Below are 23,253 nucleotides of genomic sequence, written 5' to 3'. Positions count from 1 at the left end.
GAAACGTAGGCCGGGTAAGGCGAAGCCGCCACCCGGCACAATCCCACAAACGTTAACGCATTACCCGGTCGTCAACGTAATGACGTTTATCCGGCGCTGGCGGGAAATACTGGTACAGCCAGGTTTCACTGATGGCATCGCCCTGGCAGCGCAGGAACAGGCGCATATCCACCGGCTCGGTTGAATCCGACGTGGGGTACCAGTCAAACAGAATGCGATAGCCGTCAAACGGCTCAACGTAGAGGATCTCAACCTGCTTCGCTTCACCGCTGGAGAGCGTAATCACCGGCTCAATGCCTTTTGGTGCAGCGGCCTTCAGGTCGCCACCGACGAAGTCGATAGCAAAGCGACGGGCCCACACTTTCGGGTAATTTTCGCCCGGTGCCCAGCCTTCCGGGAACCCGCCCATGCCGGTACGGGTGGCGAAGACGTTGGCCAGCGGAGAACGCACCGGCGGCATTGCGCTCCAGTACAGACGATATTTAAAGTCCAGCTCGTCGCCCGCTTTCACCGCTTTTTCCGGCTGCCAGAAGCAGACCACGTTATCCAGCGTTTCACCCGTGGTCGGGATCTCCATCAGGCCAACCGCGCCTTTACCCCAGTCATTGCGCGGTTCAACCCACAGGCTTGGGCGTTTGTTATACCAGCCCATCACGTCCTGATAGTGCGAGAAATCGCGATCGAGCTGCAGCAGACCGAACCCTTTCGGGTTTTTGTCCATATAGGCGTTGAACTGCAGCTTCTGCGGGTTGTTCAGCGGACGACAGATCCACTCGCCGTTGCCGCGCCACATCGCCAGGCGGTCGGAGTCATGGATTTGCGGGTGAATGGTGTCACACATGCGGCGTTCGTTATTGCCACAGCTGAACATGCTGGTCATCGGCGCGATGCCGAGCTGCTTGATGTCCTTACGCGCATAGAGATGGTTTTCCACCTCCATAATTACCTGGCTCTTCTCGCAGTGGATCACGAATTTATAGGCGCCGGTTATGCTCGGGCTATCCAACAGCGTATAAACGGTAAAAGTCGTGTCGCCGGGTTTGACGGTTTCAAACCAGAAGGAGGTAAAGTCCGGGAACTCTTCCGGCGTGTCGGTAAAGGTATCTACCGCCAGACCGCGAGCGGAAAGGCCATACTGGTAAGTGTCATCCACCGCGCGGAAATAGCTCGCCCCCAGGAAAGAGACGATATCGCGACGCGCCAGCTCAGGCGCCTTAAAGGCGCGGAAGCCCGCAAAGCCGAGATCGCTTTGCCCTTCCAGCTGTTTGGTATCCACACCCGTTTCACCGTAGCTGAACAGCTCCGGACGGAAGTGGATCTCGCGTGCCATAGAGGTAGACTGGTCCAGCGAGAACATCCGCACGCGGCGACGGAACCCCATCCCCATATGGAAGAACTGCACGTCCAGCTGACGCCCTTCAATGTTGTTCCACAGTGACTGTTTTTCATCGTAGCGGATGGCGTTGTACGCCTGCGGCGTCATGGTTGCCAGCGTGTCCGGCAGCGGACGCGGCGCGCCACCCCACGGGGTTTTCGCCAGGTCATGCGCCATGGATTGCAGTACGGAAAAGTCAAAACGACGGCTCTGGCCGTCAGCAATGTCAGAGTCGGCAGCGTATGCCGCTTTGGAAAACAGGGAAGCAAGGCCAGATGTGCCGCTCAGGGCTGCCACTGCCAGCGAGCCTTTTAGAAAACGTCTGCGATTCATGCCTGGAAAAACGTCCTTATGGTCGTGTGAATGTGTTTCGCGCTCGGCGAAATGACGGCAAGAAAGAACGCACAGCCTAAACAAAAATGGTTAAGAATCCAATTGTTGGCCGGTGATTATATGAACAAAGTGAGAAATATTTTCTGTCGACCAGAACGGCCCGAAAGTGGTGTAAAGAAAGCCTGGAAAATGTGTATAAAAATGCCCCGTCAGGACATCAGCTGACGGGGCAAAGGAGGCGGTTATTTTACGCTGACATCGATACCCGGGAAGTACTTATCAGCGAGTTTAGCGATCGTGCCGTCGGCACGTACTTTATCAATCGCGGCATCAAGCTGCTTTTTGGTGGCCTCGTCACCTTTACGCAACCCAAAACCGATCCCACTGCCGAGGATAGTGTCGTCAGACACCGGTTTGCCGATGAAGCCAAACCCTTTCCCCTGCGGCTTACTAAGGAAACCTGCCTGCCCGGCCGCGGACATAACCAGCGAGGCGTCGATACGGCCATTCAGCAGGTCGCCCCAGGCCATATTCTGATCTTTATAAGACACCACGGTGACACCCTGCTTTTCCCAGTGCTCTTTCGCATAGGTTTCCTGAATGGACCCCTGCAGCACGCCGATAGTTTTGCCCTTCAGCCCTTCGGGCGTCGCCTCGACCGCCGTACCGGCCTTGCCGACCAGCTGCGACGGAATACGGTAAATCGGCTGGGTAAAATCAATGCTCTTGCGACGCTGCTCGGTAATGTTCATCGCCGAGTTGATGGCGTCAAATTTCTTCGCCACCAGGCCCGGGATCAACGCATCAAATGAGGTTTCAACCCAGCTGCACTTCAGCGCTGCCGCTTTGCAAATGGCATTCCCCAGCTCAACGTCAAACCCTTCCAGTTCGCCCGCTGCATTGCGGCTCTCAAACGGCGGATATTCCGCTTCCAGACCGTAACGCAGCTCGGTGGCCGCGAAGGAAGAAAAGGTACACAGCAATCCCATGCCGACAACTAACGCGCGTAATTTCATCTAATACTCCTCAGCGTGGTTTAACCCGACACAGGGCCTGGGCACCTGCCCGTAACGTCGCCTCATCTTTCGCAAAAGAGAGACGAATCAATTTATTATCCGTACCGTCCGCATAAAACGCCGACAGCGGAATGGTGGCAACGCCATACTCAACGATCAACCGTTTCACCAGCTCGCTGTCGCGCTCGTCGCTGAACTGGCTGTAGTCCGCCAGCATGAAGAACGATCCGGCGCTCGGCAGCAGCGTAAACGGCGAATCGGCCAGCAGGCTGTGAAGCAGATCGCGCTTACGCTGGTAAAACGCCGACAGCGACAGCCAGGTTTGCGGATCGACCATATGCTCAGCAAACGCGTGCTGCATTGGCGTATCGGCAGAAAACATTAAAAATTGATGGACTTTACAAATCTCATCCATCAGTACCGCCGGGGCAACACAGTAGCCCACGCGCCACCCGGTGACGTGATAGGTTTTTCCGAAAGAGGAAATAATCACGCTGCGCTCCGCCAGCTGCGGGTGCGTGGCCATCCCGTGGTGCGGTTCACCATCAAAAACGACGTGTTCGTACACTTCGTCAGACAAAATAATGATGTCGGTATTGCGCGTCAGCGCCGCCAGCTGTTGCAGATCATTGGCTGAGAAGACCTGACCGCTTGGGTTATGCGGCGTATTGATGATGATCATGCGCGTACGCGGGGTGATCGCGGCACGGACCTCATCCCAGTTGACGGAAAAATCCGGCACGGTGAGCTTGATGGCAATCGGGGTTGCCCCCTGCAGACGGACAATCGGCGCGTAGCTGTCAAATGACGGCTCAAAGTAGATCACCTCATCACCCGGGTGCACCAGCCCACTTATCGCTGAATAGAGCCCCTCACTGGCGCTGGCAGTCACCAGCACCTCACTGGCAGGGTCATACTGCGTGCCGTAGAGCGTGGCAATTTTATCGGCAATACGTTCTTTGAGCGGCTGCAGGCCGGTCATTGCCGCATACTGGTTATGGCCCGCCTCCATTGCGCGGGTGACGCCCGCAATCAGCTTCGGGTCGCAGGAAAAATTCGGTGCGCCCTGAGAAAGGTTAATCGCGTTATGCTGCGCCGAGAGCTGGCCGATAACGGTAAAAATGGTGGTTCCCACATCCGGCAGTTTGGAGCGCGTTTGCACAGGCGTTCGTAAAGTCATCCTCTTTCCCTTCTCATGGACATTGCATAACTATTCAAACAACATCTGTGTTGTCGGGACAATCGAATTGTTGTCATAATAGCCATGAGAAAAATGCATAGCTGAGGTGTTTTTATGTCGCGCCGTTCGCTCCCGCTTAATGCCATCGACGCATTTCTGGTCACCGCGCGTCACCTGAATCTTACCCATGCCGCCGCGGAACTCTGTCTGACGCAGGGGGCGGTAAGCCGTAAGATTGCCTCCCTGGAAGCATGGTTTGGCTTTCCGCTTTTTGAACGCCACGCGCGCGGGCTGCGCCTCTCACCGCAGGGCAGCGCCCTGCTTCCGGAGCTGCAGTCCGCTTTCGAGCAGCTGCTGTCCGTAGCCGACCAGGCCCGCAGCCAGCACACCGTGATCCGGCTGAAGGCCCCCACCTGCGCCATGCGCTGGCTGGTACCGCGCCTGCTGGAGGTGGAGCGCGAGCATCCGGATCTGCAAATTGCGCTGACCACCACCACCGATCACAACGTCAATTTCAAAACCGAATCTTACGACGCAGCCATTGTGTTCGGCACGCACATGAGCGCAGGCGATCTGCTGTTCGACGAGGCGCTCACCCCGGTGATAAGCCCGGTGCGCGCAGGTTCAGCCCTGGTATCGTTAACGTTCCTTCACCCGACAAGGGATAAGACTGACTGGTCGCTGTGGCTGACGAAACAGGAAGGTCCAGGCTTTGTCATGCACAAAAATCAACACTTCGACACGATGGATCTCGCCATTACGGCCGCCATTCAGGGGCTGGGCGTCGCCATTGCCGACGAAACGCTGGTGGCAGAAGATGTCCGCGCAGGAAGGCTGATGCGGCCCTATGAGACAAGCATAAAAACCGGCGCAAGCTACCGGCTGGTGCTGCGCGAAACGCCAGACGAGGAAAATGGTCTCGCAGCGTTTCGTGCCTGTTTGCTTAATCGAGGTTGACGTGGTGCTTCATCACCCGTTTGAAGAGACTCATGCGGGCACGCATAAAGCGGTTTTCAAGCCTGAAAGCTGCATGTTTATTCACGCCAATGCGTAACAGAACGTCCCGCCCTTTACGACACGCGGGCCAGTGCGTCGGCCCGGGCAGGATGTCGCGACGACCCGCGTCACGGGCAAAGCTCACCCAGTAATCCGCCACCTGGGCAGCAAACTGCAGATCCCGCTCATTGACATACTGACGTGAAGGCTCCACCTGGCCGAGCGTATCGAAGACATAGGGAACTTCGTTGCCGTGCCAGGCGCCGTTGGTATAGGTGGCATGTTCCGCTTCTGCGACATAGTCAAACCAGTAACGCCAGCACAATCCCCCCACGCGCTGCTGAGCCTGCATCACCACATAGCCCATCGTGGTAAACGCCATGTCGCGACACACCTGCCTGCCCAGCTCTTCATCGCCTTTCACGCCCGGATAGAGCAACTTAATCAGCCCCAGCCCGAAGCGACGCTCCCGGCGAAGCTTCTGGATTTGCCCGGCGAGATCGATGCCAAAGACCGCCATCACGCTGGCTTCATCGCTGTTGGAGCCAATCATCACCGGCACCGGATGCTGACGGGCGGCAAAAAAGACGTCCAGCATGGCTTCCGGCAGAACGCAATCCCCGACGATGGGTGCCGGGGCGACGTTCAACGGCGCGGTTAACGACCAGAACGCGTCGGGCGGAATGGCGCGTAACTGCCCGGCGGTCGCATTTTCAAGGCCGAAATGGGCGGCCAGCGCTTCCCCTTTTTGCAGCGCCTGCTCGCGCGGCGTATCCGGTAAAGTGTATCCGCTTTGCACAATCGCCTTATGGAACAATCCTGCTGCCAGCGGTGAGGCCAGCAGAGAGAGCACGCTGCGCGCACCAGCGGATTCACCAAACAGGGTCACATTAGCGGGATCGCCACCAAACCCGGCGATATTCTCCCGCACCCATTCGAGCGCGGCGATCTGATCCAGCAGGGCAAAATTATGCACCACGCGCCCTTCCTCGCCTTCCAGCGCGGGATGGGCGAAAAAGCCGAGATGCCCGAGACGGTAGTTGATCGTCACGACAACCACGCCGCGCGTGGCCAGCGCTTTGCCGTTGTACGGCGGCAGGCCACCAGCACCAATCGTAAACCCGCCCCCGTGCAGCCAGACCATAACCGGGAGCAGCTCGGTGCGGTCGACGGGGGCCCAGACGTTAAGGTAGAGACAATCTTCAGAAAACTGGCCCGGATCGCCGCCGCCTAACTCCTGACAATACTCGCTGCTTTGCCAGCTTGAGGGCGAGAAAGCCGTGGCCTCGCGCAGGCCGTCCCAGCATTCAGGCGGCCGGGGTGAGCGCCAGCGCCACTCTCCCACGGGCGGTGCGGCGTAGGGAATACCGCACCAGAGGTGGACGTTTTCATCGGTTAAACCAGTCAGTGCGCCCTGGCGCGTTTCAACCACAGGGGCGGAAGGATTTTGCATAACGACCTTATTTTTTCCATCACACCCCAGCAGAGTAACGATTTCAGAGCAAACCGCAACGCTGTTTGCTGCGCGTTTCAGCCTCCTGGTAGAGCGTAAACTCGTCATACACCGGGCATCCCAGCGCGTCTTCAAACGCATCGCGGCTGGCATTACCGTGGCTGCGGGCCTGGGTTTCGTTCCCGAGATTGGACTGGAAAATCCCCGCGGCGCTGACCGGGAGGAAATCTTCGTAGGTGATCGGCTGGGCTACCACCCATCCACGCTCAATCAGCGGCTGCGGATCGTCTCCCGGACGAAACGCATGACGATGGGCTTCCCCTGATGGCGTCAGGCGATAGCGAAAATAGGCCAGCTCCTGACGGCGCATTAGCATTTCGCTGTCCGGGAAGGCGTTAAAGATCTCCCGCAAATGCAGCTGGTGCGTCAGGTTATCTTTACCGGTACCGGCCTGAGCGAGCAGAGTATCGTACAGTTCACGGCCTTTCGGGGTCAGCGCCACGCCGCGCTGTTCAATCTCACCGAAGCGCGCGGTGTGGGTACCCTTATGTTCCCCGGCAAACAGTACCGGCTCTTCCAGCGCCTTGAAGCTGGTTTGACGCAATAAGACGGGCACCTCGCGACGCGGCGGCCCTTCGATCAGTATTTTTGGCTCAATACCGTACTTCGGCATCAGCTCCTGCACCCGGTCAATATCCAGCGTGCGCGGCGTGAGATGGTTGATGTGGCAGCCCGGGAAGCAGACCACGTCGGCAATCAGGCGGTGCTCGTTGCTCAGGGCCAGATAGGTTTCCTGATCGACCGTTGCATGGCGGTGCCAGCGGAAGGTTTCCAGCGCTTCCTGCACAAATTCACGCGCCTGTGCGTCAGTAAACTGCCCTTCCGACTCATGGAGGTCGATAAGTTCCAGACAGCGCGGGGTAAAGATGTTCCGGTGAGACAGGATCTCCGCGGCTCTCGCGCGCAGCGCGACGTTCTCAATCAGTTCGAGACGCAGCAGCGAGGTAAAGATACGAAACGGATTACGACACAGCGCCGCATCATCAACCGGACGAAACGCCGTTGAATGAACCGGCACCCCCGCCTGAGAGAGATCGTAATAGCTGACCGGGTACATGCCCATAATGGCAAACATACGACGCAGGGTTGAAAGCTCTTGTGCCGTGCCAACGCGGATCGCCCCGTGACGCTCAACGTTCAGGCGCGCAAGCTCATCGGCGTTAGCCAGTTGTTCATGTAATAGTGGATTATTTTCCAGAACCGCCAGGTTTACGTCCGCAACCAGTTCGAGCAAGGTGCCGTACTGCGGAACTTCCTGCTGGTACATCGCCGACATAGCCTGCGAAAAGTGTTCCCGAATGTCATCAGCCGTGATGGTGTTCGCCATGATGTCATGCCTCCAGTGAATATTACCTGGAGTGTAGAGAAACCCGTTCCTTCCGGGGGGAAGAATTTCTGATTTGTGATCTTAAGACGACAGTGGTCAAACCGTGTGCTACCGGCCCCTGAACAGGGCTGGCGGAGGCGTCCTGCCGCCTCGACTGTTTTACCACAATTTTCCTGATAATTATTTTGAGTTCTGTTTTCTGGCCATAAAGGAGTACTTTTTTATTCTATCCCAACGGCAAATAGATTGGATTTATCACACCATTATTTCTATCCTCAGCGTTCCGCTTTTTTAGCGAAACTTAGGACTAATCCGATCTTTTGTTTTCAAGTTCTTCCCGCTCAACTCTATTTTCTCGTTAAGCGAAGCGCAAATGCATCGATATTTAAAAATAACGCAACCGCAAATAGCCAAACGCATTTGACGGATGACGCCCAGCGACTAGAGTTATTACTCGAACGACGAGTGATACGGACTATTTTTCGTATCGTACTGACATAACCAATATATGACCGTGAGGTTTAATATGGCAGAGCATCGTGGTGGTTCCGGTAATTTCGCTGAAGACCGTGATAAAGCATCAGACGCTGGGCGTAAAGGTGGCCAGCATAGCGGCGGTAACTTTAAAAACGATCCGCAACGCGCATCTGAAGCGGGTAAGAAAGGAGGACAAAACAGCCACGGCGGAGGCCGTAAATCTGATAACTCCTGATCTTATTTAATACTCTTTTAATAAAACCAGAGAGCATGCTGCGGGCTGAATGGCTCGCAGTACCCTTGGCCGTTAAACTTCGTGCCGCAACGCTGGAAGATGAAAAAGAAACCGTTCTTAAACTCACCGACCTGGCCGTTGAAAATATTAACCAAAAAGCGCAAAAATGACGTGATAACACAGGTTAAATAAAATGAGCATCAGTCCCGCAACAATTAAGCGGTGCCATTTAACGGCAGCCATAATATGGTTCATTCTCGCTATCCCTTCCGTAATATGGTGGAAGAACAGCGTACTATGGGTCATTATCATCAGTATTTACGCCAACATTGTCGGCCATTTATCTGGCTACAGTGCCGCGCGTGCCGATCAGGCTGCTGAAAGTGAGACCAAATAGACGCATCGGGCGTCGAAGCGAAAAAGTATCCAGCGGAGAGAATATCTGCTCCACCACCTACTACACTTTATCTCCAGGCAGTAAGTCATTTTTGGCCAGGCAATACTGACCTGCCTGGCCATTCTCCTGCATTACGGTTTCAGAGGTACGGACCATGTTCGAACTCGATGCGTTTCATCTTGCCAGAATTCAGTTCGCTTTTACCGTTTCGTTTCATATCCTTTTTCCTGCGATCACCATCGGCCTCGCCAGCTATCTGGTGGTGCTGGAGGGCATGTGGTTGCGCACCAGGAACGACGTCTGGCGATCGCTTTACCATTTCTGGCTCAAGATATTTGCCGTTAACTTCGGTATGGGTGTCGTTTCCGGGCTGGTCATGGCGTACCAGTTTGGCACCAACTGGAGCGGGTTCTCACAGTTTGCGGGCAGTATTACCGGCCCACTCCTGACCTATGAGGTGTTAACCGCCTTTTTCCTGGAGGCCGGTTTCCTTGGCGTCATGATGTTCGGCTGGAATAAGGTCGGTCCCGGCCTGCACTTCTTTTCAACCTGCATGGTGGCGCTCGGCACGCTGATGTCGACCTTCTGGATCCTCGCCTCCAACAGCTGGATGCATACGCCGCAGGGTTTCACTATCGAGAACGGACAGGTTATTCCACAGGACTGGCTGGCGATCGTCTTTAACCCTTCTTTCCCTTACCGCCTAATTCATATGGCTATCGCCGCGTTTCTGAGCAGCGCGCTGTTTGTCGGTGCGTCGGGCGCATGGCACCTGCTGCGTGGTAACAATACGCCTGCCGTGCGCACCATGTTTTCCATGGCGATGTGGATGGCGCTGCTGGTCGCCCCCATTCAGGCGGTTGTGGGAGATATGCACGGCCTGAACACACTTGAGCATCAGCCAGCCAAAATAGCCGCCATTGAGGGCCACTGGGAAAATCCCCCCGGCGAGGCCACCCCGCTGCTGCTGTTTGGTCTGCCGGATATGAACGAGGAGCGCACCAAATACGGTCTGGCGATCCCCGCGCTTGGCAGCCTTATCCTGACGCACAGCCTGGACAAGCAGGTACCGGCGCTGAAAGACTTTCCAAAAGGAGATCGCCCAAACTCGACAATCGTTTTCTGGTCGTTCCGCGTCATGGTCGGGATGGGGCTGCTGATGATTACTCTCGGTCTGATCGGTGTCTGGCTTCGCTATCGTCATCGGCTTTACCACTCTCGCCCGTTCCACTGGTTTGCCCTCTGTATGGGGCCTGCCGGGCTGCTGGCGCTGCTCGCTGGTTGGGTGACCACCGAAGTAGGACGTCAGCCGTGGGTGGTCTATGGCTATCTGCGCACAATCGACGCGGTATCGCTGCACAGCACCCTGCAGATGAGCATCAGCCTGCTGGCGTTCTTCGTCGTTTACTCGTCGGTGTTCGGCGTGGGCTATGTTTACCTCATCCGGCTGATTAAGAAAGGACCACAGCCTGTCGGTACGCTGACGTCAAACACCTCGGGCACGCCCGCCCGTCCGCTGTCTGCCGCTGAGTCTGTTCCTGAAGAGGAGAGAACCTGATGGGCATTGATATCTCTGTTATCTGGTTTGCCATCATCGTCTTTGCCACGCTGATGTACATCATTATGGATGGCTTTGATTTGGGTATTGGCCTGCTGTTTAACTTCGTGGGCGATGCCAGAGAGCGTGATGTGATGGTCAACAGCGTAGCGCCGGTCTGGGACGGCAACGAGACCTGGCTGGTACTCGGCGGCGCGGGCCTCTTCGGTGCGTTTCCGCTGGCCTATGCGGTCATTATTGATGCGTTGACGATTCCCCTCACCGCGATGCTGATCGGTCTCATCTTTCGCGGCGTGGCCTTTGAATTCCGCTTCAAAGCCACGCCCTCGCACCGCAAATTCTGGGACTACTCCTTTGCCGGCGGCTCTCTGCTCGCCACCTTCAGCCAGGGGGTGGTGGTGGGGGCAGTGATTAACGGCTTCGACGTTGAGGGGCGGCGGTTTGTCGGCTCCGCGCTTGACTGGCTCACCCCCTTCAACCTCTTCTGCGGTATCGGTCTGATCGTCGCCTACACGCTGCCGGGCACCACCTGGCTCATTATGAAAAGTGAAGGCGCGCTGCAGGCCCGCATGCGCGAGCTGACCCGTCACGTGCTGCTGGCGCTGGTCGTGGTTATTGCGGTAGTGAGCATCTGGACGCCGCTCGGCTGGCAGTACGTGGCCGATCGCTGGTTTACCTTACCCAACTTCTTCTGGTTCCTGCCGGTTCCTTTGCTGGTCGGGATTTTCAGCGTGCTGATCTGGCGCCTGACCCGCAACCCGGCCAGCCACTCTCGCCCCTTCCTGCTGACGCTGGGGCTTATTTTCCTCGGGTTTAGCGGGCTCGGTATCAGCCTCTGGCCAAACATTATTCCGCCGCGCATCACCCTGTGGGAAGCCGCGGCCCCGCCTGCCAGCCAGCTTTTTATGCTGGTAGGAACATTACTGATTATTCCGGTGATCCTGATGTACACGGCCTGGAGCTACTACGTCTTTCGGGGCAAAGTGTCGGATACCGAGGGTTATCACTGAGGGACGCGATCCTGCTGGGTGGTTGGATTCGTCGCTGAACACGACCAGGCCGACATCATAAAATTCGGCGGTGTTTTCTTCTGCGCAAAGCGCCGCCGAGAGCCTTCCGCCCGTGCAGGATTTCGCGGTGGTTTAACGAAGCCCGAGATCGGTTAATTTGCTCGCCAGTTTTTTCGTCATTTCACCCGCGTTATTATTACTGTCGTGAAAAAGATTGCTCATCTTGCCGCCTCTTATTTCTCGAAAGGAATGATTTAAATATGCCCACTGCGCTCAAGAATGGCATATTGAATATCACTTATTTCTGGAATACCGTTATGCGGCCATGTTGACACCAGAATATCATCACAAGATACAGTTTATCCTATCCCGGGTAACTTTTCATTTTCACGTTTCATGGCCGTCGTCACCGTTTCGCTGATTAACCGATAATTTTGATTTCTAACGCGAATGTTTTTAGGACTTATCACATTTGCCACATAAAGGAAGAGCAATAATACTTAATACGTCAAGACACCCAAAATGAAGGATATCGGATGAAATTATCACTTATTTCCGCTTTATTGATATTTTTGGTTCCGGCCGCATGGGCAGATAATAACGGCGGATTACAAAAAGGCGAAGCCCCACCGCCACCTCACGCGCTTGATAGCGGATATCGCGGAACCGACGATGCGCGTATTATGACCATCGATCAGGCAAAACAAATGCACGATGGTGCGACAATTTCATTACGCGGTAATCTTATTGACGGTAGCGGCGATAAGTTTGTATTTCAGGATAAAACCGGAAAAATCGACGTTATTATTCCCCAGGCCGTCTTCGACGGCAGAACGGTAAAACCCGACCAGATGATCAGTATCAACGGTTCGCTTGATAAAAAATCATCTCCTGCCGTCGTCCGTGTTGATCGTTTGCAGAAATAATTCAGCGAAGCGTTAACGCTGCAGTTATCCATCAAATCTCACCCCTTGGCTTAAGGAGTCAGCTATGAGTGATACCAAACAACGTACGAACGCTTACCCGCAGCCCCCGTTCCCGGAACAGCCGCAAACGCCGCCGGGACTGGCATCAGAGATGCAACCTGTACCCGACCACGGGGAAAAAAGCTATAAAGGACATGGCCGCCTTGCCAGCAAAAAAGCGCTGATTACCGGTGGTGACTCCGGTATTGGTCGCGCGGTCGCTATCGCCTATGCGCGTGAAGGCGCTGACGTTGCTATCAACTATCTGCCTGAAGAAGAAAAAGATGCCTCTGAGGTCATCGACCTGATCGAAGCGGAAGGACGCAAGGCCGTCGCGCTGCCGGGAGATGTCCGGGACGAAACGTTCTGTCAGAATCTGGTCGAAGAAGCCGTCTCGAAGCTGGGCGGGCTGGACATTCTGGTCAATAACGCCGGCCGTCAGCAGTTCCGTGAATCGCTTGAAGAACTGACCACCGAGGATTTTGACGCGACGTTTAAAACCAACGTCTACGCTCCTTTCTGGATCACCAAAGCGGCACTCCGTCATCTGAAAGCCTCGTCTGTTATTATTAATACCTCCTCCGTTCAGGCGGTGAAGCCCAGCCCCGTTTTGCTGGACTATGCCCAGACAAAAGCCTGTCTGGCGGTGTTTACCAAATCCTTAGCCAAACAGCTGGGTCCGAAAGGCATTCGCGTCAACGCGGTTGCCCCTGGCCCTTACTGGACGGTACTGCAGTCCAGCGGCGGGCAGCCGATGGAAAAAGTGAAGGAGTTCGGTGGCGATACCCCGCTGGGACGTCCTGGCCAGCCCGTCGAGATTGCCCCGCTGTACGTCACGCTGGCCTCGGATGAATGTTCATTTACGTCCGGCCAGGTGTGGTGTTCTGACGGCGGTGACGGCGTGATCTAAACCGGTTAGCGCTTCCCCTCCACAATGAGCAATAAATGAACAAGGACGTTCGCTTTTATTCCCCTGCCGAAAAACATGTTGTAACTCAAACAGATCAAATGTTAAAAATATTTTGCTATCAGGTTATCAAAATTAAACAACTTAACTTGTCACCCGCATCGCTCTGTTTTTAACATCGCCTATGGAAAAAAATGGTCTGTTCAGTCAGCGCATACGCTTGCGCCATTTGCATACATTTGTGGCCGTCGCTCAACAGGGAACGCTGGGGCGTGCGGCTGAAACCCTTAACCTGAGCCAGCCGGCGCTCTCGAAAACCCTCAACGAGCTGGAACAACTGACCGGTGCCCGTCTTTTTGACCGCGGGCGGCTGGGGGCGCAGCTTACTATCGTGGGCGAACAGTTCCTCACGCACGCCGTTAAAGTGCTGGATGCGCTCAATACCGCAGGCCAGTCCCTGCATCGAAAAGAAGAGCATTCCAGTGAGGTGGTGCGCGTGGGCGCCTTGCCTACCGCGGCGCTGGGTATTCTTCCGCCTGTTATCGGCCAGTTCCACAAGCAGCAGCGGCATACCACAATTCAGGTTGCCACCATGAATAACACCATGCTGCTCGCGGGGTTGAAATCAGGCGAACTGGATATCGGTATCGGTCGAATGTCCGACCCGGAACTGATGGGCGGTCTCAATTACGAACTGCTGTTCCTGGAATCCCTGAAGCTGGTGGTTCGTCCCGATCACCCCCTGCTGCAGGACACGGTGACGTTAAGCCGCGTTATGGAGTGGCCGGTTGTGGTTTGCCCGAAAGGGACAGTCCCCCGCCAGACCGCCGAAGCGTTGCTGCAAATGCAGGGGTGTACGCTACCTTCAGGGTGTATCGAAACGCTATCGGCCTCGCTTTCACGCCAGCTCACGCTGGATTATGACTACGTCTGGTTCGTCCCCTCCGGTGCGGTAAAAGATGATTTACGCCAGGGAACGCTGATCGCCCTGCCGATTACCTCCCCAGGAGCCGGGGAACCCATCGGCATTTTGACCCGGGTGGATACCCCACTTTCTACCGGCGCACAGACGCTGCTGAGCGCTATCCGTAAATCAATGCCGGTTTAAAACCTTTTTCACCCCTCACCCTAACCCTCTCCCCTATGGGGCGAGGGGACTAGCCTGTGCGTTAATCAAATAATGCGGAATAATTCATTAACAATTGCGTAAAACAATTTAACAGTTTTATGATAACGAAGAATTCACCAAATGGTTCACAAATCATTTTATAAATCCGAATTCACTCGTGATAATCATTATTATCCCCGCAATTATTACCCAACTGGTACATACCCGACACGGCGGGGGGATCGATAGGAGAAAGACATGGCATGTGGCAGCGCGCCGCGCGGGATACCTCGTATTCTGCAGTGGCTTCTTGCCGGACTGATGATGCTCATCGGTCTGGCGGTCGGCGGGTTGGGCTTTAAGCTCGCCACCGTAGGCGGAAGTGGATACTTCCTGATAATGGGCGTGGTCATGGTGATTGCCGCGATCCTGATTTTCCTCAATCGCACCAGCGGGATCGTGCTTTACAGCGTCGCGTTTATTGCCTCACTGTTCTGGGCGGTGAGCGATGCGGGCTGGGATTTCTGGCCGCTCTTCTCTCGCCTGTTTACCTTTGCCGTTCTGGCCTTCCTCTGCGCCATCGTCTGGCCTTTCCTGCGTACAGCGAACCACAGCGCCGCGAACAAGGCTCCCGCTTTTGGCGTCGCGGCCGTGCTCGCAGTGGCAATGCTGGTCAGCCTGGGCTGGATGTTTAAGCCACAAACCCTCGTGGCAGCCAACGAGTCCGTTCCGGTTAAACCTGTCGCACCCGGCGAGCAGCAAAAGAACTGGGAGCACTGGGGCAATACTACCCACGGCGACCGTTTCGCCGCGCTGGACCAGATTAACAAGCAAAACGTCAGCGATTTGAAAGTCGCCTGGGTTGCGCACACCGGCGATATTCCGCAGAGCAACGGCTCCGGCGCGGAAGATCAGAACACGCCATTGCAGATTGGTGACACGCTGTATGTCTGTACCCCATACAGTAAAGTGCTGGCGCTGGACGTGGATTCTGGTAAAGAAAAATGGCGTTATGATTCCAAAGCCACGGCCCCTAACTGGCAGCGCTGCCGTGGTCTGGGCTATTTTGAAGATCGCTCTAGCGTGACAACGTCACAGACAGAGACACAGCCTGCTGCATGCCCTCGCCGTCTGTTCCTGCCCACCACCGATGCCCGCCTGATTGCCATCAACGCGGATAACGGCAAGGTCTGCGAAGACTTCGGCAACCATGGCACCGTGGATCTGAGCATCGGCATGGGCGAAATTAAGCCCGGGTATTATCAGCAGACCTCCACGCCGCTGGTCGCCGGCAATGTCGTTGTTGTCGGCGGTCGCGTCGCGGATAACTTCTCCACCGGCGAACCGCCGGGCGTAGTGCGCGCATACGACGTTCACACCGGTAAACTGGCCTGGGCGTGGGATCCGGGTAATCCGAACCTGACCGGCCTGCCGCCGGAAGGCCAGACCTACACGCGCGGCACGCCGAACGTCTGGTCAGCGATGTCTTACGACGCTAAGTTGAACCTGATCTACCTGCCAACCGGCAACGCCACCCCGGATTTCTGGGCGGGCGAGCGTACCGCGCTGGACGATAAATACAGCTCTTCCATCGTCGCCGTCGACGCGACCACCGGTCAGGTGCGCTGGCATTTCCAGACGACCCACCACGACCTGTGGGATTTCGACCTGCCTTCCCAGTCGCTACTGTACGACCTGCCAGACGGTAAAGGCGGTACCACGCCTGTGCTGGTGCAGACCAGCAAGCAGGGCATGATCTTCATGCTTAACCGCGAAACCGGTAAGCCGGTGGCGAAGGTAGAAGAACGTCCTGTCCCGGCGGGCAACGTTGAAGGTGAACGCTACTCTCCGACCCAGCCGTATTCCGTTGGCATGCCGATGATTGGCAACCAGACGCTCACCGAATCCGACATGTGGGGGGCGACGCCTGTCGACCTGCTGCTGTGCCGAATTCAGTTTAAAGAGATGCGTCATCAGGGCGTCTTCACCCCTCCGGGTCTCGATCGTTCCCTGCAGTTCCCTGGCTCTCTCGGCGGGATGAACTGGGGCAGCGTCTCCGTTGACCCGAACAATAGCCTGATGTTCGTCAACGATATGCGCCTGGGCCTGGCAAACTACATGGTCCCGCGCGCTAACGTGGCGAAAAACGCCAGCGGCATCGAGATGGGTATCGTACCGATGGACGGCACGCCGTTCGGCGCGATGCGCGAACGCTTCCTGTCGCCGCTGGGCATTCCGTGCCAGAAGCCGCCGTTCGGAACCATGTCGGCCGTTGACCTGAAAACCGGCAAGCTGGTGTGGCAGGTTCCTGTCGGCACGGTGGAAGATACTGGTCCGCTGGGCATTCGTATGCACATGCCAATCCCAATCGGTATGCCGACGCTGGGCGCGTCACTCTCTACCCAGTCCGGCCTGCTGTTCTTCGCCGGCACGCAGGATTTCTACCTGCGCGCGTTTGATACCGCCACCGGGAAAGAGATCTGGAAAGACCGCCTGCCGGTCGGCAGCCAGTCCGGCCCGATGACCTACGTGTCGCCGAAAACCGGTAAACAGTACATCATCATTAACGCCGGGGGCGCTCGCCAGTCGCCGGATCGCGGTGATTACGTTATTGCGTACGCGTTACCTGATAAGACGTAACAGATGAAAAAGGGACCGAAAGGTCCCTTTTTTGTAGGTCAGATTTTGTAGGTCGGGTAAGCGAAGCGTCACCCGACACAACACGCCACTCAGAACGTCTCCCAGTTATCCCCGGAAACCGTCGCCGCCGGGCGCAACGGCGCGCTCTTCGCCACTGGCGCAGACGCCGCCGCGCGGCCCGGCTTTGAACCGCTCAGACGAAACGCTCCGACCGCCTCGGTCAGACGCGCGCCCTGTTCTTCCAGAGACGCCGCCGCCGCGGAGGCTTCTTCCACCAGCGAGGCGTTCTGCTGGGTTACTTTATCCATCTCAGAAATTGCCTGACTCACCTGAACAATACCGCGGCTCTGTTCATCGGACGCTGCGGCAATCTCCAGCATGATGTCGGTCACGCGTTTAACCGCGTCGACGATTTCATTCATGGTGTTACCGGCGGCGACAACCTCACCGGAACCCTGGTCAATCAGCGATACCGATTCGTTGATCAGGCTTTCGATCTCTTTTGCGGCATTCGCACTGCGGCTTGCAAGTGTTCGGACTTCACTGGCCACCACGGCAAAGCCACGCCCCTGTTCACCCGCACGCGCCGCTTCTACCGCCGCGTTAAGCGCCAGGATATTGGTCTGGAACGCAATGCTGTTGATGACGGCGGTGATCTCCGAGATCTTTTTCGAACTGGTGGAGATATTGCCCATGGTTTTGACCACGCCGGAGACCATCTGTCCGCCGCGGCTGGCTTTACCGGAGGCATCTTCCGCCAGCTTGCTGGCATGATGGGCGTTATCGGCGTTCTGTTTCACCGTTGCGGTGAGCTGTTCCATGCTCGCGGCAGTCTGCTCAATGGCCGCAGCCTGCTGCTCGGTGCGCGAAGAGAGGTCGGTATTACCGGCAGAAATCTCGCTGGTGCCGCGGTAAATCTCCTCCGCCCCCTGACGTACAGTGCCCACGGTGTTTTCAAGCGAGTGCTGCATGGTTTGCAGATCGCGCGTCAGGCGGCCAATTTCGCTGCGCCCCGCCACGTCATCCGGCATCGTCAGGTCGCCTTTGGCGATATTCTCGATACGTTTCGCTGCACGCTGCAACGGATTAATTACCGTGCGGCGCAGCACAACAAAGGTCATCGCCGTCAGCACCAGCGCCAGCGCAAACGCGCCCACCATAAACATCAGGCCCAATTGCGTGCGGCTGTGGGCCTGTGCCGTCAGCGTATTCGCACGGTCGGTACGGATCTTAATCGCCTTCAGCAGAACGGCGTTGTAAGCGTCATCCAGCGGGCGCGCCGTTTCGTTTTCGTGGTTGATAATCGCTTCGAACATACCGTTTTTGGCGAATTTCACCATAGGCTGCATGCCCGCGATATAGGCGTCGTACCGCGCCTTGAGATCCGCTTCCAGCGCTTCCCCCTCAGCGGTGCGCACGGCACGATTCATATAGGCGTTAAAGCTCTCCTGGGACTGCTTAATGCGCGTTTCCGCCTCGCTGATGTTCTGCTTCATCGCATCCATCTCCGCGATACGGCTTGCCGCACCGGCGTGGATCAGATTGATACGCGCGGTTCGCAGATGGTTTGAGCTGTTCGACAGCCCCATACGCACCTGAATTTCGGATGTGACATCCTGCTGATCGCGATCGGCCTGCAGCAGGAAATAACCCGCCAGACCCGAGCTCAAGGCAAACAGGAGAATAATGCCACCGAGAATGGAGGAAAACAGCGGAACCAGCCTGATGTGATGCAAGAAGCTCAGCTTACGCTGCGCCTGCATCGAAGTAGTGTTGTCCATGACCGTCGACTCTCTTGTAGGTAAGATGCGTAAAAACATGCGTGTTAAATAGTCATCGGCACGGTGGGGATTTAGATTACGGCTAAAAACGCCGCACTGGTCACACTTTAGAGAAGATTATTAAAGAAACGCCAGCGGTGAAAAACCGCTGGCAGAAGAGTTACTTGTCGCCGAAATGAATGACGGTGCGGATGGATTTTCCTTCATGCATCAGGTCGAACGCGTCGTTGATCTGCTCCAGCGGCAAACGGTGGGTAATGAACAGATCGAGCTGAATCTTGCCGACCATGGCATCTTCAACCATACCCGGAAGCTGGGTACGGCCCTTCACGCCGCCAAACGCCGAACCGCGCCACACGCGTCCGGTGACGAGCTGGAATGGACGGGTTTTAATCTCCTGACCCGCACCGGCCACGCCAATGATAATGCTCTCGCCCCAGCCTTTGTGGCAGCACTCCAGCGCGGAACGCATCACGTTCACGTTACCGATACATTCAAAGCTGAAGTCAACGCCGCCGTCGGTCAGCTCAACGATGACATCCTGAATCGGTTTTTCGTGATCTTTCGGGTTCACAAAATCGGTCGCGCCCATTTCACCCGCCAGCTTGAATTTCTCCGGGTTGGTGTCAACCGCGATGATACGACCGGCCTTCGCCTGCACCGCGCCCTGAATCACCGCCAGACCAATGCCACCGAGACCGAATACCGCAACGGTGTCGCCCTCTTTGACTTTTGCAGTGTTATGCACCGCGCCAATACCGGTGGTCACGCCGCAGCCCAGCAGGCAGACTTTATCCAGCGGTGCCTGCGGGTTCACCTTCGCCAGCGAGATCTCCGCGCAAACGGTGTATTCGCTGAAGGTGCTGGTGCCCATGTAATGATAAACAGGCTCGCCGTTATAAGAGAAACGGGTCGTGCCGTCCGGCATCAGCCCTTTCCCCTGAGTAGCGCGAACCGCCTGGCAGAGGTTGGTTTTACCGGATTTACAGAACTTACACTCGCCGCATTCCGCCGTGTACAGCGGGATCACGTGATCCCCCGGTTTCAGGCTGGTCACGCCCTCGCCCACTTCCACCACAATCCCTCCGCCTTCATGACCGAGTACCGCCGGGAAGACGCCTTCCGGATCGTCACCGGAGAGCGTAAACGCATCAGTATGGCACACGCCGGTATGGGTGATTTTGATCAGCACTTCGCCTTTCTTCGGCGGTGCCACGTCGATTTCAACGATTTTGAGCGGCTGTCCGGGACCAAATGCAACTGCAGCGCGAGATTTCATCATGTCTTCCCTTTTTGTCAGGTGTGTGGGTTTATTTTAGATAAGAGCGCAGCAAATGGCCGACTTCTGCCATGCGTACGGCTCGCTGATCCGGCGTGGTTTCCCCCGTCACCAGCTCATCTTTGAGGTGAATTTCAACCATTTCGCCCATCAGACCATTGGCAGCCCCGCGCACGGCGGCGATTTGCTGCAAAATGGCCAGACAGGGGTCACCCGACTCCAGCGCGCGTTCAAGGGCATCAACCTGGCCCCGAATGCGACGGACGCGAGTAAGAATACGTTTTTTATCTTCGGGTGAATGCGGCATACGCCCTCCTGATACTATAGGGGGGTATGGTACCTTTTTATACAGCTTTATGTAAACATTAATTTTCCTATTTTTATCATTGAGTTATACGATATCCCTAAAAACATTATTAGGCATAAAAGGACTTCTTACTTCCCATACGAGGCTATCAAGGTAGGCTGGAGTTCAGATTCAACTTACCGTTTGGACGGAGATTCCCCTCATATTGATCATCAAATACCTCTGTCCAAGTATTAGCATCAGTTATCTGTTGAGATAGGTTATTACACTTCTTATAATTACATGATATAATCAGAATCATTTATTTTAAGGTTCAAAAATGAACGTACTCTTCAAAACTACGTCTCTCGTCTCAACCAACTACCAAAAAAAAATAAAATCCTCGCTTCTAGATTTTATTTTTGTTATTACTTTTTTCATAATAGCTTTTTCTGGAATTAAAAGCTCAGTACCATTGCCAAACTTTTTATATTCAATAATACACTACATATGGCTTGCCAGCCCTTTACCTTTAGCCTATGTTTCACTTCGTTTAATAAGACTACCATCATTAGTTTCAGCCTATATTGTTTTTATGACATTCAAATTACTGGAGTATATAAGTAATATCAAGTTATCGCTCACGGGTGAGGTACTCTCCTGGAATGACTTATTTTCTCGCTCTAATATATCTATTGCAAAACATTACCTCACAGCATGGCCAGTATTCTATCTTTTCCTCGCAATATTATTTTGCGTAATTTTATTTTTTATCAACAGAATATTTTACACAACAAAGAAAAATAAAACATTTCTTGCCATTATTTTTATAATCACTTTGCCATTTTCATTTTATACTCATTTCAGCGCTCTCTTTGGCGAGGAGAGTATCCTCTCAAGAAAAATGATACTATTAGCTAAAGAAATGAACGTAATTTACAAATCATGGAATTGGCCTGAAAACCTCCAGGATAATGGAATAGCCATGCATGTCGTGATGACAAGCTCACGGAAATCTGCACCTATGGCTAACAAAAATAATAAAGAGGTTTACAACTTTCAAAAGCGAGTTGGCAGTACGGAATTATCAAAACATAAAACCATCATTTACGTACTCTGTGAGTCATGCTGGTATGACAATGCAAATTTCAAAGAAATAATTACCCCCATATTAAATGAAGGTTTTGTCACTTTTAGAGCGACTTCTCCAGTTTATGGTGGAGGTACTGCAAATGTTGAATTTGAAATGCTAACCGGACTACCAAGTAATTCAAGGGTTTTATCCGGTATAATTTATCAAGAATATGCTTCACAGTTCAAATCGCACTCCGATACTATTGCCAACTCATTAAAAGAAAAAGGTTTTATTACTTATGCAGCACATAACTATTTAAAAGAGTTTTGGCATAGAGATATTGTATATAAAAAGTTTGGATTTGAACAATTTGATGGTCTTTATGAAATGTCTAATATAAGTCTTCCAGCCCAAATTGTTGCAACCAGAAAAAAATGGCAATGGCAACCCGATGATTATCTTCTTTATAAGTCAGCTATTGAACATCTCAAAAAAGCTGGCGGGAAAAATATATTCATGAATTTAATTACTATGTCTACCCATGGACCCTATCCTCATGAGAATGACTCAGGAGAGTATATTTACACATACGAACTGAAACAAGCCGTGGATCGTTTCGTCGATTTCTACAAAGAAGTTCGTGAGATAGATCCAAATGCTGTAGTTGTTATTTATGGCGATCACAAACCTGCTTTAAATAAATTTTTCATGGATAATGATGTTCTTCCAACTAATCTTTTCAGCAAAACAGGGGAGCATGACAACGATTTTGTATTTAAATGGGATATAAACCCTACCGATTATGGAGATGTTCCTGTATTTGTAGCAGCAGGCAGTGATGCAAACTTAAAGGCACTCGCGCTGGAAGCGAATAATCAACCTTATTTTTGCGTATCCTCTCTGATAGATAAGTACTTAATTAACTCTGGCTTACCAAGCTTCAGATACAACATTAAAAACGAATGCTCAAACAAAAATATTTCATACGAAAGAAAAATCAATACAATGCCATCATGGGTATATTCAATAGCTTTGTTCGATAATAATGAAAAGTGATATTAGTTAAAATAAAAATATGCAACATGCTGATTTTGACAAGGTATAAGGACGTTTCTTAGAGTCTATTCTCTAAAGGATGGTCAGAATGTTGTAAATAATAATTCCTGAGATGAAAATGTCACAAGCTGGAAATGACGCCATATTCTTCACCCTCAGAACGCGATGCCGGTGGAACGCTCTGCATGCCACCGGGATTCGCTCATCGCGCTTTGTGCTGTTGTGTTCGCACCGTAATTGTTGTCGAGCGCTCTCAGGTACAAAAAACAGGCATCGAACTCATGAAATGACTAAAGCATGGAGATAAATGCATGTTGTACCTGAGAGGCATACGCCCTGGGGGACATGCGATGCCCTTCGCGAAAAAATAGCGGGTCATTAAGGGTGGTGCGCAAACGCGACAGCGCATGGCTCAGAGCCGAAGTGCTCATCGCCAGCTCATCAGCAGCCAGCCGAACGGAACGGTGGCGGTAAATCGCGTCGAAAACGGGCAGCAGGTTTAAATCAAGGCGTCTCAATGCCGGATGCATAATATTCATCATTTGTTGATTTCATTGCACTTAATTCTTCGAACAATACTCCGTATGCTTAACGCCATCAATCGAAACACAGGCTTAAAAACAGGAAAAGCAATGAGCATAACCATTCGTCAGGCCCGTCCCGAAGGTAAGATCGCCGGCTATGCCGTGTTCTTCACCAGCTACTCGACCTGGCTCGGACGCAACGGTATTTATATGGA

At 54.0% G+C, this 23,253-nt stretch carries 19 protein-coding genes and 2 pseudogenes; 11 read left to right on the top strand and 10 right to left on the bottom strand.

The genetic code is table 11. The annotated features are described in order from the left end of the window. Positions 1 to 52: 52 nt before the first annotated feature. From FU672_RS20170 to FU672_RS20160, 3 genes are all read right to left on the bottom strand, one after another. Complete coding sequence (locus tag FU672_RS20170) at positions 53 to 1,708, bottom strand: glucan biosynthesis protein D (protein ID WP_148244550.1); 1,656 nt, start codon at positions 1,706 to 1,708, stop codon at positions 53 to 55. Positions 1,709 to 1,950: 242 nt separating this feature from the next. Beyond that, positions 1,951 to 2,724 carry a transporter substrate-binding domain-containing protein gene (locus tag FU672_RS20165; RefSeq protein WP_025756391.1) on the bottom strand — a complete coding sequence of 258 codons (774 nt, stop codon included), beginning with the start codon at positions 2,722 to 2,724 and terminating at the stop codon, positions 1,951 to 1,953. Positions 2,725 to 2,734: 10 nt separating this feature from the next. Then, positions 2,735 to 3,904 carry a pyridoxal phosphate-dependent aminotransferase gene (locus tag FU672_RS20160; protein ID WP_148244549.1) on the bottom strand — a complete coding sequence of 390 codons (1,170 nt, stop codon included), beginning with the start codon at positions 3,902 to 3,904 and terminating at the stop codon, positions 2,735 to 2,737. A 114-nt stretch (positions 3,905 to 4,018) separates the two neighbouring features. Here FU672_RS20160 and FU672_RS20155 point away from each other — a divergent pair, with 114 nt between their 5' ends. Next, positions 4,019 to 4,861, top strand: coding sequence for a LysR family transcriptional regulator (locus FU672_RS20155; RefSeq protein ID WP_148244548.1), 843 nt, complete (start codon positions 4,019 to 4,021; stop codon positions 4,859 to 4,861). On the opposite strand, the gene FU672_RS20150 is transcribed toward FU672_RS20155, so the two are convergent. Together FU672_RS20150 and hglS are read right to left on the bottom strand one after the other, a co-directional pair. Next, on the bottom strand, positions 4,848 to 6,353 hold the full coding sequence (locus FU672_RS20150) for a carboxylesterase/lipase family protein (protein WP_148244547.1): 1,506 nt from the start codon (positions 6,351 to 6,353) through the stop codon (positions 4,848 to 4,850). The genes FU672_RS20155 and FU672_RS20150 overlap by 14 nt on opposite strands. 43 nt (positions 6,354 to 6,396) lie before the next feature. Continuing rightward, complete coding sequence (gene hglS / locus FU672_RS20145) at positions 6,397 to 7,740, bottom strand: 2-oxoadipate dioxygenase/decarboxylase HglS (protein ID WP_148244546.1); 1,344 nt, start codon at positions 7,738 to 7,740, stop codon at positions 6,397 to 6,399. Positions 7,741 to 8,266: 526 nt separating this feature from the next. Here hglS and FU672_RS20140 point away from each other — a divergent pair. From FU672_RS20140 to cydB, 5 genes are all read left to right on the top strand, one after another. Then, positions 8,267 to 8,452 (top strand): con-10 family general stress protein, encoded by a 186-nt coding sequence (locus tag FU672_RS20140; protein ID WP_148244545.1) that lies wholly within the window; start codon positions 8,267 to 8,269, stop codon positions 8,450 to 8,452. Between the two features lie 35 nt (positions 8,453 to 8,487). Further along, positions 8,488 to 8,622 (top strand): hypothetical protein, encoded by a 135-nt coding sequence (locus FU672_RS25220; protein ID WP_410053334.1) that lies wholly within the window; start codon positions 8,488 to 8,490, stop codon positions 8,620 to 8,622. Between the two features lie 23 nt (positions 8,623 to 8,645). Further along, a complete protein-coding gene (locus FU672_RS20135) occupies positions 8,646 to 8,849 on the top strand; it encodes a hypothetical protein (RefSeq protein ID WP_148244544.1) in 204 nt (67 codons plus the stop codon). 154 nt (positions 8,850 to 9,003) lie between these two features. Further along, positions 9,004 to 10,407, top strand: coding sequence for a cytochrome ubiquinol oxidase subunit I (locus tag FU672_RS20130; protein ID WP_148244543.1), 1,404 nt, complete (start codon positions 9,004 to 9,006; stop codon positions 10,405 to 10,407). Further along, complete coding sequence (gene cydB / locus FU672_RS20125) at positions 10,407 to 11,417, top strand: cytochrome d ubiquinol oxidase subunit II (RefSeq protein WP_148244542.1); 1,011 nt, start codon at positions 10,407 to 10,409, stop codon at positions 11,415 to 11,417. The genes FU672_RS20130 and cydB overlap by 1 nt, the downstream gene beginning before the upstream one ends. Positions 11,418 to 11,441: 24 nt before the next feature. Here the strand turns inward: cydB and FU672_RS20120 are convergent. Then, positions 11,442 to 11,639 (bottom strand): annotated as a pseudogene (locus tag FU672_RS20120) (CinA family protein); the annotation flags it as partial. Between the two features lie 314 nt (positions 11,640 to 11,953). On the opposite strand from FU672_RS20120, the gene FU672_RS20110 reads away from it, so the two are divergent. The 4 genes from FU672_RS20110 to FU672_RS20095 all read left to right on the top strand — a co-directional run bounded on the left by FU672_RS20110 (position 11,954) and on the right by FU672_RS20095 (position 17,037). Further along, positions 11,954 to 12,343, top strand: coding sequence for a YdeI family stress tolerance OB fold protein (locus tag FU672_RS20110; RefSeq protein WP_063142825.1), 390 nt, complete (start codon positions 11,954 to 11,956; stop codon positions 12,341 to 12,343). A 64-nt stretch (positions 12,344 to 12,407) separates the two neighbouring features. Continuing rightward, complete coding sequence (locus FU672_RS20105; RefSeq protein WP_148244541.1) at positions 12,408 to 13,292, top strand: SDR family oxidoreductase; 885 nt, start codon at positions 12,408 to 12,410, stop codon at positions 13,290 to 13,292. A 181-nt stretch (positions 13,293 to 13,473) separates the two neighbouring features. Continuing rightward, the gene (locus tag FU672_RS20100; RefSeq protein WP_148244540.1) at positions 13,474 to 14,397 is read left to right on the top strand and encodes a LysR substrate-binding domain-containing protein; all 924 of its coding nucleotides are present in this window, start codon (positions 13,474 to 13,476) and stop codon (positions 14,395 to 14,397) included. Between the two features lie 258 nt (positions 14,398 to 14,655). Next, positions 14,656 to 17,037, top strand: coding sequence for a glucose/quinate/shikimate family membrane-bound PQQ-dependent dehydrogenase (locus tag FU672_RS20095; protein WP_148244539.1), 2,382 nt, complete (start codon positions 14,656 to 14,658; stop codon positions 17,035 to 17,037). 89 nt (positions 17,038 to 17,126) lie between these two features. Here the strand turns inward: FU672_RS20095 and FU672_RS20090 are convergent, their stop codons facing one another. The 3 genes from FU672_RS20090 to FU672_RS20080 all read right to left on the bottom strand — a co-directional run bounded on the left by FU672_RS20090 (position 17,127) and on the right by FU672_RS20080 (position 20,404). Beyond that, on the bottom strand, positions 17,127 to 18,818 hold the full coding sequence (locus tag FU672_RS20090; protein ID WP_148244538.1) for a methyl-accepting chemotaxis protein: 1,692 nt from the start codon (positions 18,816 to 18,818) through the stop codon (positions 17,127 to 17,129). A 160-nt stretch (positions 18,819 to 18,978) separates the two neighbouring features. Continuing rightward, the gene (locus FU672_RS20085; RefSeq protein ID WP_148244616.1) at positions 18,979 to 20,097 is read right to left on the bottom strand and encodes an S-(hydroxymethyl)glutathione dehydrogenase/class III alcohol dehydrogenase; all 1,119 of its coding nucleotides are present in this window, start codon (positions 20,095 to 20,097) and stop codon (positions 18,979 to 18,981) included. Between the two features lie 31 nt (positions 20,098 to 20,128). Continuing rightward, positions 20,129 to 20,404, bottom strand: coding sequence for a metal/formaldehyde-sensitive transcriptional repressor (locus FU672_RS20080; protein WP_003857256.1), 276 nt, complete (start codon positions 20,402 to 20,404; stop codon positions 20,129 to 20,131). A gap of 319 nt (positions 20,405 to 20,723) precedes the next feature. On the opposite strand from FU672_RS20080, the gene FU672_RS20075 reads away from it, so the two are divergent. Next, positions 20,724 to 22,514, top strand: coding sequence for an LTA synthase family protein (locus FU672_RS20075; protein ID WP_148244537.1), 1,791 nt, complete (start codon positions 20,724 to 20,726; stop codon positions 22,512 to 22,514). Between the two features lie 293 nt (positions 22,515 to 22,807). On the opposite strand, the pseudogene FU672_RS20070 reads toward FU672_RS20075, so the two are convergent. Continuing rightward, positions 22,808 to 23,056 (bottom strand): annotated as a pseudogene (locus FU672_RS20070) (LysR family transcriptional regulator); the annotation flags it as partial. Between the last annotated feature and the right edge of the window lie 197 nt (positions 23,057 to 23,253).

Source organism: Enterobacter asburiae, from assembly GCF_008080435.1.
GTDB lineage: Bacteria > Pseudomonadota > Gammaproteobacteria > Enterobacterales > Enterobacteriaceae > Enterobacter > Enterobacter asburiae_C.
Note: the sequence above shows the minus strand (reverse complement) of the source record. Positions and strands in the feature narration are given on the sequence as shown.